Origin of the sequence: Parabacteroides hominis (assembly GCF_014287585.1) — a bacterium.
In the GTDB taxonomy this organism is placed as follows: Bacteria; Bacteroidota; Bacteroidia; order Bacteroidales; family Tannerellaceae; genus Parabacteroides; species Parabacteroides hominis.
The window spans coordinates 90,214-100,856 of the sequence record NZ_JACOOJ010000017.1 but is presented as its reverse complement, the minus strand read 5'-3'; the positions used below and the strand labels follow the sequence as shown (position 1 = coordinate 100,856).

The following is a 10,643-nucleotide window of genomic DNA, read 5'->3' as shown; positions in this document are numbered from 1 at the left end:
CGGGATGATTGGGAGCTATCTTTTCCGATAAACTAACCGGAAAAAGTACATTTTGGTTGGATGTTAACTCTTTAAATACTATCTTAGCCATTGCTATAATGTTTGTTTTTTTGCAACGGTAAGATACTACTTTTTACCGAAATAAACAATAGCAAAAGGGGCTGTCACACTTTTTGGACAGCCCCTTGAAGCAAAAGTACTCGCAGACTCATTGAACATGAGTCTGCCAACTTTGTATCGCAAGATTAAGCAATACTCCGATCTGAGCATCCTTGAACTGACGCGCAACATACGACTGAAAAAAGCCGCCGAACTGCTTGCCAGCCAGCAATACTCCGTCCAGGAAGTCGCTGAAATGGTAGGATTCAACGATACAGCCACATTCCGCAAACGCTTTACCGAGCAATACGGGGTTACGCCTTCACAATACGGGATTCCAGCTTAACCGCTGGACATTCCGTCATTTGGGACAATTTGTCACACTGCATTCTTGCCCTGTTCTTGTTTTATAATAGGAATATAAGCGCCATGAAACTGAAAATTTCTCAAAAAAGGGTGCAAATAAATCAAAATGGCGACTTAGAGTTTTACCGATTATTTTTGATAGTCACGCCTCTAACCCCTCTTTACTTTTTCCACCATCTTTGCAGTGTCGAAAGACAAAAGCCCGAGACGATAAGATTGATAAAATGAGGATTGTATGATTCGTAATCGTATAATATAAGAATTAGCCGATGGGAAGGTGAACAACAAAAGCACAACAGTCGTTCCGAACAACTCAGTAAGCTATAGGGTAAGAAAAATAAACAATCATTATAATAAACGAATTTATTAACTTTTTAATTTTTAAGAATATGAAACTAAGAAATTTTATGTATGCGACTATGATCGCATGTGCGTTCGCTTCTTGTTCGAATGACGATGTGATTGAGAATGGTCCGGATGCTAAGGGAGATGCTTCTTTGACGATTGGTCTTGGTGTGAAGTCTACAAAGGCAGATATTGCGGCTGGTACTGAAACTGCCGTAAATGATATTAATATCTTTTTGCTTGAGCAGGAAACAAACACAGTTATTAGTCGTGTTTATCTTACTTCGGAAATTAAGTCGGAATATACTTACACTTTTGACAATCTGGAAGTAGGTCAGAAACTTTATTGTGTAGGTTTTGCTAATTTTAGTAAAGAAATGACAAGCGTGCCAACGAGTGAAGTAATTAATGTTTCTGGCAATATTGAGGGAACAAGCTTACCGATGCACGGTCTTTCTGGAGATGTAACAATTGCAGCAGGTGATAAGAATGAAACAACGTTGACTTTGGTTCGTGACTTGGCTCGTGTAGAGTTGGTTGATCTGACTTTGGATATGAGTCAACAGGGAGATGAAAATGCATTTACTGCCGGTACATTTAAATTTGATTTTATCTCAGCATCTGTAAACATGGCTCCCGAAAGTTCTACGGTTACTTTTGCGAAACGCGGTGAAAATTCTGAAAGATCTTATGCTGTAGGAGATAAATTTGTTGGTGGTTTAACTGGTTGGGAATGGAATTCTCTTAGTAATGATGAACAAAACAATAGTTATATAGTAGCTAATACTACTGAGGATTTTGCTACATATATTATGGGAACAACAACAAGTGCGGTGTCCGTAACAAAACCGAGTTCTATTGTATTCTATGTATTGCCTAATGAAGCAACTAAAGAAGGTGGGGAGTATTCGAATGACAATCCTACCGCTTTTACGCTTAACGGAACAATGGAAGTGGAAGGTGCTGTACGTGACGGTCAGACTATTAAGAATACATATAATAGTTTTTATAACATAGAGATTGGTAAAGATGGTGCGATTACTGGGCAAGACGCTGGTGCTGGTATTCTTCCTAATAAGAACTATAAGATTTCTTTAGCTGTTGCCGGTATTGGTGGTGGTATAGGTGGTCTGAGACCATCTTTGAAAGTCAAAACTGTGGTTGAGGATTGGGATGAAGTTACTCAGGTTACTCCTGTTAAATAACAACTCCCAAAATAACAAAAGAGTGCTTCCCTACCCGGAAGCACTTTTTTGCATTTATACAAGGAGGTTCCTGTTTTACTATAATTAAAGGCAGCTTTACATACTATAACAATAAGCACAGATGCTTTTTTTACAAACCATACTGTCGGAAATGGCAAGAGTAAGCACAATAGATGTGGAACACCCGGATGTTGGCGAAACGTACACCCGGATGTTTGAGGCTGAACATGGGGATGTAGGGATTGCCGACATCCCCATGTTAGCGACATTTGTCGCTTATTAGTGTGATTTTCAGCGGTCTATTGGCTGTTAAAGGCTGCCGGTTCGTGTGCTTTTCACCGGGTGTGACAGTTGTGATAGATGTGTGATAGATGAAATGCGGTTGCTGTCACTCGCTTAGTGGTTGGATATGAGGTGGCTAATACCTCGGAGTGATAGAGTGATAGAGAATTTCGGAAAATAAAACATTGTCGGTGTATATCGCAGGATAAGAGCTAAAACTATCACATTGGCAGTTTGATAGATTCGTCTATAAACAAAGAGAGAACTACCTATCTCTCCTGTTTTATTTATACCTATCTTTGTATTGTGATTATTTTATAAGGTAAAAAAACAAAATAATATTTATATCTATGAAACTGAAAAGTTGCTTTCTTTTAATGCTGATGGTCTGCGCATTCTTTTCATGCTCGGACAATGACGATCCGGTGAATCTGACGATTACGCCTGTCGTGCCGGATGCAACATTGTCATTGGCCGTTCAGACTGATAATAGGGTAAAGACGAAAGGCGGATTTATAGGCGACGACAATGCCGGAACAGAGCTCACTTGGGATTCTGAAGTGAATACGTTGACGGCGGTGATTTTTAATAATGGGGCATACTCTGAAAGTAATGTTCGTGTAGGTAGTATTGCAGCCATTTTCACACAGACCTATAAGAATCCTACAGATGAAACTGTAATTGAGGGAGAAGTGAAATCCGGAAACATTCATTTGTTGCTGATCGCAAACTTGGATCCCAGCGTATTGCAAAAACTGACAAATTCTGTCAATAGTTCGAATCCGCAAGATCGCTTGAAAGTGGAAAATGTGCTTAAACTTGCAACCCCTCTTTCATCGGAAACGAAGGATAATGGACTTACGATGAGTAGTGAAGTGCTGTCCCTTGAACTTGTCGCAGGTATAAATTTTGTGGGATTCGGTGAAAAAGGAAAAACAATAATTGATACTTCTTATGGGACCGGAACAGAAGTTTATGGTGAGAACCCCGTTGTTTTGACCCGTACGGTTGCCGCCATCAAACTAAAGGGCGTTTTATTGCCGGAGATACCGGACTCTGAAAACCCGGAATATAGAAATGTAAGTTTTACATTGGATTCAGTTTTTGTAGCCAATGTGAAGAGCACAGCCGGGATTGGAACTAACAGCGATGTTACAACAATCGAACAGTCACCATTGAAAAATGGAGCTTTAGATCCTACATATTATTTAGCTCCTATAAAATATGCTTCCCATACCGGTACTTATAAAACCGGAGAGGCTAAAGGTGATGACGATATGTTGCGTGTACTGGATCAGCCTCTGATGATTAGCGCTAAGCCAGGGACGAATGAACAAACTACAACGCTTGATTGGACAAACAATATTATTCCTCCCTGCTATGTCTACCCGAACCAAGATGGTGAAACAGATGTAACAGGAAAAAATAATTACACTTTATTAGTCTTGAGAGGTTCTTATACCTATAAGATCGGTGACAGCGCACCGGTTACCGAAAACAATCGTTACTATACGGTTATCATCAATGACAACAGCCAGGGCGGAACGATCTCCGGTGACGAAGGTAAGACGAATGTCCATATCCAGCGCAACACCAAATATAACGTGACCGTGCAGATATTGGGTTCCGGTTCGAATGATCCGTTTACCCCTGCCGCTTTCGCACATGTTGCAGCACAGGTTAAGGTGGCAGACTGGAATGTGATTGAAATTGACCAAGATGTCGATTGATATGAAATAGGGTAATAATCAGATATAAATATAGTATTATGAAACATATAGCATTTATAAAACAGTCTCTTTTACTGGTCGCAGGCGCACTTGCCGTTATGCTGACAAGTTGCATCAAGGACGATCTGGCCGAATGTAGCAAGTTGACCCTGAAGGTCGAAGGGCTTAATGGGGGAGAGATACTCGACATTACCCGGTTAGGGTTGGTGACGGATGCAACCTTGTATATTTTCGATGCAAATAAGAACTTCCTGGAAGCTCGCGAGCTAAGCAAAGATTTTATTCTGGCAAAAGAAGAAATCAAACTGGATAAATATCCGGACAATACGAAGTTGCACATCGTGGCATGGGGAAACCTCAAAGGGGGAAATCAAATAATCACCCAACCGAAAAATATGGATGAGCTGCAATTGCAATTGAAGAGTGCCGAAGGGTATGCTCAATCTCCTGACAGCCTCTATTTCGGGACAAAAGAAGTGACATCACTGGGTAGCGGTCTCGTTGGCGGCGATGGCGAAGTGGTAATCCGCCTCAAAACAGGAACCTATACGATTAAAACACTCGGCTTGCCTAACGCCTTGAAAGCCTATGGCCTGAAGAGCGCATCTGATTTTGATTTCTATATCGACCAGACTCTGGATACATACAATAATGCCGGTGTCCTCAGCGGCGATAGCGTGACGTATAACCCGGAAGGCGAATATGATGCTACGCGTGAATGGCTGACAAAGGGAGTTATCGATAACGAAAGTTTAGGCGGAAAGCAAAATTCGTTTGCCGGCGAAAACTTGGGTATAAAGATCACCAGCAATGACGGGACTGTCAATAGGACTCTATATGAAGATGTCGAAGGCAATCCTTTCGAAATACCGGAAGGCGGCCGCCTGGATGTGCAAATCCTGTTTGGCGAAGACGGTAATATTTCAGCCCGTATGCGTGTCACTCCGTGGGGTGTAGTGGAAGAGGATATAATATTTTAATCTCTAAAGAAGTATAGATATGAAAATAAGAAATATAATAGCAGTCGGTTTGTCGTTGTTCGCTTTGGCGAGCTGTTCGAAAGACAGCCAGCCGGTGAATGTGAAGGATATGAAGGATGCGAAACTGAATATCTCGATGAAAGCTTCTGCTCCGGGTACGAAAGCGGATGGAGATGATAATGCTCTTTCCGGCGAGACAAATATAAACAACGTAACAGTGCTTTCGTTTACTGCCGACGGTTCACAGATCTTGGTCGATCCATATTGGACGAGCGATATGTCTGCTTCCGGTGGAGAAGCGACCGTCCTGAATGTTCCGACAAAAGCGACGAATGCCATAATCGCCATTCTTGCCAATGTCCCGGCGAACGCTTTCAGCGGAGTGGCTTCTTATAGTGATTTCCAGGATCGTCTGGCACAACTGTCTGACCAGTCGCAGACGAACCTTGCCATGAGCGCGCAGGTGATTGTTGCCGACAACCGCTTGGAAGATGGCGACAACTATATCGGATATGCGACGCAGACGAATATCAACAATATCTCTTCCCCATTGGAACTGACCCGTCTGGCTGCCCGCATCGAACTGAAGAGCGCATCGACAAATTTCGATACGAACAGCAGGTTGAGAGGACGTACCGTCCGTATCAACAGCATCTATTTAGCCAACCAGAAAACCGCCTCCCGCTTTGCCAGCACGGCCTATTGGGGTGCAGTGATGGTCGATGGAAACCTGAGTAATAGTGCTGCTGTCACATTGGGACAGAACCTTCCGGTTTCCGGAACGCCTTTCCGCCAGTATGTAATGGAAAATACGGATAGCAGCAATCCGACACAGCTTGTCGTGAATGCCACGATCCTGGCAAATGCCAACTATCAGGCCGAGACAAAAGAGTTTGCCGCCACAATCAATGAGAACGGAGTCGTTTTAAAAGGCGAGTCACATAAGTACGTGAAACGTAATTACATCTACCGCCTGAACATCACTTTCGGCCCGAACAGTTTCGAAGGCATCGATATCGACGACCCGATACCTCCGGTTCCTCCGACACCTTCTACTGGAGATTTGAGCGTAAGCGTTGAAGTTGTAGGATGGGGTCCCGTAAATCAAACTTCAGTAGTCAAATAATATAAGGGTAAAATAAATAAAAGTATAAACGATTAAAAATATAAAGGGATGAATCTACGTAATATTTTATTAGCAGGTTTGGCAGTTTGCACGATGGCAAGCTGCTCAAAGGACGACGATGCGAACAACGGTCCGAAAGCACAAGTGGATGCCTATGTGTCATTTGGTGCAACTGCATTGATACAGACAAAAGCGGAGCCTGGTTCGGCAGCTGATAATTTGGATAATGAGAAATTAATTAAAACATTGGATGCTTATATCTTTAAGGATGATGGTACATTGGCAGGTTCTGCCCGTGAAACAGCCAAAGAAGGGGAGACGATCGATTGCATTAAGCATGTAATTGTAAAGGTTACTCCGGAATCTGATGAAACAGCACCTACAGCGGATAAGTTTATTGCGGTATTGGTTGCCAATGGAGCGCAACAAACTGTTTCGAGCCTTGATGATTTAAAAACGAAAGTTTTGACAGGATCAATTGAAACATATATACCTCAGGAAAGTGCATTGCCGATGGTTAGTTCGGAAATTCACTTTACAGGTTTGAAGCCTTTTGTAAAAGGAGAAGAAGAACATGTAGAGAATTGGGCTAATAATGGAGGTACTTCTTCCAGTCCGGTTACTGTTGCATATACAACTACAGTTGATGCTACTACTCCTACGGGTTATAACAAAGTGATTGTAACACGTATGGTTGCCCGTGTTCAGGTTGAAAAGCTGACAGTTGCTATAGGTGAGAATTATCCGGGAGCAACATTCGAACTGGATACTCTTTCTTTGGTAAATGTTCGTCCGACAGCAAAACTTGGTGGTGGATTCGGTGACTATGTGAAAGGTTATCAATCTCCTGGATATGAAAAGGATCAGGAATGGATTTTTCCGAATGCTGATGTTAAAGAGCAGTTGGCAAAAAAATATGAGTTTGACGCTGTTGCAAATGCAGAGTATGATTTTAACAGTAGTAGTTATAAAGACAGTAAATTTTATGCTTATGCGTTTTCTAATGTACCACAGACTTCGGATAATGGTGTGTATGAAACAGCTTTGTTAATTACAGGTAAGTTTAAGAGAAATTCTGCTGCTGAAGCAGTGACAAAGAATTTCCGAGTTATTTTGAAAGATAATGTTCCAGGTAGTGTTCCTGAAATATTGGCAAATCATATTTATAAACTGACTGTTAAAATAACGGGTGAAGGTTCAGGGAATGAGGATAAGATCGAATTGAACGCCCATGTTGCTGCAACAGTGATGGTTGATCCATGGAACGTGATCGAGCAGAACGAAGAAGATGCGAATTAATTAGCCTACAGGTTTAAAAAGGGAACAGGCAATCCATTCACACGGGTTGCCTGTTTTTTTTGTGTAGCAGATTGAAATAATATCATATTTGGAATATTAAGCACTTTATTATGAAACACTTTAAGGAATTAAGCGTTATATTTGTGAGCATAAAGAAAAAAGCGTATCTTTGTTCCCCAAATTGTAACAGATAAAAAATGACTGACTTTAAATTAAGTATAGAGACTAAAGAACTTCTGCATGAATCTACAGGGTTGGATTATAATGCATTGACCACAAGGCCTATCTCTGATATTATCGGATCCATATCAGCTATAAATAAGAAGAAGTTCAGTCATAAGGGAACAAAACATCTTTCTCCGAGAGGTTCTGTATATCTGTATTTAGGAAGGATTTTGAGTTTGGAGGATGTTAGACGGATCATTAGTAAATATCTGAAGTAGCTTTGATACCTGAAAATGAAATAGAACGCCAGAGAGAAGCACTGTATACATTATATAATAAAGAAATCAAACCGTTAGTAGCTGAAATAGAAGCTCGGTTTGAAGAATTTCCAGAACCCTTGTTGGCGGAAATTTTTTTCTTTAATGATTATATGGCGAATGGGTATCGTGAATCCATTACTGAAAAAGAATATGACGAATCGATAGAGTTGGCTTTGAAGCATCTGACACAGCTCAAATTATATTTGTATGTATATTTGAATGCAGCATTAGTTTTGGTGATAGAACTTTTTGAAGAACAAACCCTGAATGTAGATTTGAATGCTATCAATGACGGCTCTTTCTTCAAGGAATATACAAGGAAGAAGAAATCAGCAGAATCCAAATTGATGTTAGCAAAGGAGAGGGAGAGGTGGCTCTCTGCCACCGAGGCTTTGACTTTATATCAGGATGCTTATCAAGATTATATAAAGTTGGAGGATTTCCTCAATCTTAAAAGTTGCGAAGTGAATCGCGCCGTTTCCATGTATCATTTATCTTTCAAAAGTAAACTTTTTATTTGGATATTTCCTATATTGATATCCGCTGTTGTTTCCTTTTTTTATCCAAGCGAGGTTAAATCTTATCTTTTTTCAATTCTAAATAAATAGGGCTTATGTTGATTTTAGAAAAAAAAGATCGGGAGCGTGTGAAAGGTTTGTACCAAAGCTACAATGAGGTGGTCAAGCCGCTGCTAATCGAAGTCGAGGTGCGTTCGGGCAAAATAAGCCACGCTTTGCAAAATGAAATCAGGGCTTTTAACGATCATATAGCCCGTTGCCATTATGATTGTTCCATCGATTTAAATGATCCGGAGATGAAGCATAAAGAAATCGAGAGGCAGAAGAAAGAAATAGATAAAGCGGAGGGTCACATCCGGCGTCTGATTCTGGATTGTTTTAAGCAACTAAATGCTTCTTTGTCGGATACGGTGAAAAGATATGAAAAGAAAATGAAGTATATGGATCCATTAAAAATGGGTTCTGGTACGGAATGGACCTCTTACCGTGAATTGAAGAGGTATGCGGTAAAGGCAGTTTTTACAGCTAAAATAGAAGAGTCGAAGGACACGGAAAAATCAATGAAATTGTTTGAAGAAAGCTATTTACAATACCGGAAATTGGAAATCTTGTTTGACAGGCAGGCCGGGCATATTCGTAAAGAACGCTTTAAGGCAGCGCTTGTATTCGCAAGCCGTTGTGTTTTATGGCTCTTTTTGGTCATCATAGCCGCTATCTTGTCCGCTCTTATGGCTGACGGGCTACAGGCTCTGTTTTAATTTTCAGCCAATCTTCTGACATTTCTATTAATGCCCCACGATACTATTGCATAGCCAAACCTTTCATAAATGACGGTAATACTCTTAAAACCCCGAAATCTCCCCATTTTGCCCGCTTTTCTTTCAGAACTCCTTATCTTGTAGTTATTTCTATCGCATTTAAAGGGTACGCCTCTCAATCTTTCCTCTGGTATTTTTACCTATTAATCTTGAAAGTTTCGCCTATCGCCCCCTCTTGATATTCCCCCTACTTTTGCCCTTGTAAGTTAAATGGAAAAAATATTAGGGTTATGAAACTAAAGAATATACTATCGTTTTTTTGCTTCTTGGCAGCAATGGCATCCTGCTCGATGGACGACGAGACAGTGATGAATGACATCTCTAAAGAAATAAACAGTTCTACAGGTACTTCTAAGGAAGCGTTGGTTTCTTTCCAGTTGGATATGAATGGCTTAACAACAAAGTCCGTAACTAATGCAGGAACAGATAATACCGTAGATCAAGAAGTTAATAACATTGTCATCTTTTTATTAAATGGAGACAATGTTATTGATTATGCTTTATTGAACAAAGCTGATGGAGATTTCTTACAGTCTGGTAACGTTTGTACTCCTAAAGCCGATTTTGGTTTCCTTACAAAAAAAGTGAATACCTTAAAATTAATGGTTATTGCCAATTCTGGCATCACTGCTTCAACTGTATCTAATTACACTACAGGCGCACAGGTGAAAGCTGCTTCCGCTAATTTGGCTGATTGTACCAAGTTTGGTGAATCCAATATTACATGGCAGTATGCTGACGGATCTGAATATCCGGGTTATGAAAAGATTAACGGTACTGACGGTGTTTTGGCACAGCCTTCGTATCCAGTGAATGTAACAGTGAAACAGGCTTATGCACGTGTAGAACTTGCATCGTTCAATGTTAAGAAGCAGAGCGGTTCTGAAAGTGTAGACGTAACATTGGCAGGTGTGGAACTGTATAATATAAATACAAAAGGTCAGGCAAACGGAGCCGCTATCGGTCCGGTTCTTGCAGAACCATCTGATTGGAATTTCGGAAGTAGTTTTCCTACTTGTAATACTGGTGATATTGAATGTTCTTCAACAGATGGCAAAAATATTTTAGCTAATAATAATGTATTTTTCCGTACATTTGCATACGACTATTCAAATGTACAAGCAGACAAAGAAATGTATTTGGAAATTTCTTATAAGATTGGAGTACAATCTCAACTTCGTACAAAGAAGATCGTAATTGAAGGAAAAACCGATAACCTGAAAGCAGTAGAAGCTGGCTATATCTATCGGATTAACCTGACTGCATCAGTGAGACCTGAACAAGTAGATCTGGATGTGATCTTTTCTATCGACAAATGGATTGACGGAGGTGTATTAGTTGATGGTGATTTAACTGCGAATAGAAATTAATGTAAACGGGTAAAATTAAT

9 protein-coding genes and 1 pseudogene are annotated in these 10,643 nt (G+C 40.5%); all 10 read left to right on the top strand.

The window, feature by feature from the left end; translation table 11 throughout:
- Window positions 1–187: 187 nt before the first annotated feature.
- Window positions 188–445 (top strand): annotated as a pseudogene (locus H8S65_RS10995) (helix-turn-helix transcriptional regulator); the annotation flags it as partial.
- 409 nt (window positions 446–854) lie between these two features.
- The gene (locus tag H8S65_RS10990) at window positions 855–2,015 is read left to right on the top strand and encodes a hypothetical protein (protein ID WP_186930026.1); all 1,161 of its coding nucleotides are present in this window, start codon (window positions 855–857) and stop codon (window positions 2,013–2,015) included.
- Window positions 2,016–2,166: 151 nt separating this feature from the next.
- Window positions 2,167–2,298, top strand: coding sequence for a hypothetical protein (locus H8S65_RS21040; protein WP_255489172.1), 132 nt, complete (start codon window positions 2,167–2,169; stop codon window positions 2,296–2,298).
- A gap of 349 nt (window positions 2,299–2,647) precedes the next feature.
- On the top strand, window positions 2,648–4,027 hold the full coding sequence (locus H8S65_RS10985) for a fimbrial protein (protein WP_186930025.1): 1,380 nt from the start codon (window positions 2,648–2,650) through the stop codon (window positions 4,025–4,027).
- A gap of 38 nt (window positions 4,028–4,065) precedes the next feature.
- Window positions 4,066–5,007 carry a FimB/Mfa2 family fimbrial subunit gene (locus tag H8S65_RS10980; protein WP_186930024.1) on the top strand — a complete coding sequence of 314 codons (942 nt, stop codon included), beginning with the start codon at window positions 4,066–4,068 and terminating at the stop codon, window positions 5,005–5,007.
- Window positions 5,008–5,026: 19 nt separating this feature from the next.
- The gene (locus H8S65_RS10975) at window positions 5,027–6,133 is read left to right on the top strand and encodes a fimbrial protein (RefSeq protein ID WP_186930023.1); all 1,107 of its coding nucleotides are present in this window, start codon (window positions 5,027–5,029) and stop codon (window positions 6,131–6,133) included.
- 48 nt (window positions 6,134–6,181) lie between these two features.
- Window positions 6,182–7,432, top strand: coding sequence for a fimbrial protein (locus H8S65_RS10970; RefSeq protein WP_186930022.1), 1,251 nt, complete (start codon window positions 6,182–6,184; stop codon window positions 7,430–7,432).
- Between the two features lie 445 nt (window positions 7,433–7,877).
- The gene (locus tag H8S65_RS10965) at window positions 7,878–8,525 is read left to right on the top strand and encodes a hypothetical protein (RefSeq protein ID WP_186930021.1); all 648 of its coding nucleotides are present in this window, start codon (window positions 7,878–7,880) and stop codon (window positions 8,523–8,525) included.
- A 5-nt stretch (window positions 8,526–8,530) separates the two neighbouring features.
- Window positions 8,531–9,193 carry a hypothetical protein gene (locus H8S65_RS10960; protein WP_186930020.1) on the top strand — a complete coding sequence of 221 codons (663 nt, stop codon included), beginning with the start codon at window positions 8,531–8,533 and terminating at the stop codon, window positions 9,191–9,193.
- 290 nt (window positions 9,194–9,483) lie between these two features.
- Window positions 9,484–10,623 (top strand): hypothetical protein, encoded by a 1,140-nt coding sequence (locus H8S65_RS10955; RefSeq protein ID WP_186930019.1) that lies wholly within the window; start codon window positions 9,484–9,486, stop codon window positions 10,621–10,623.
- Window positions 10,624–10,643 lie beyond the last annotated feature (20 nt).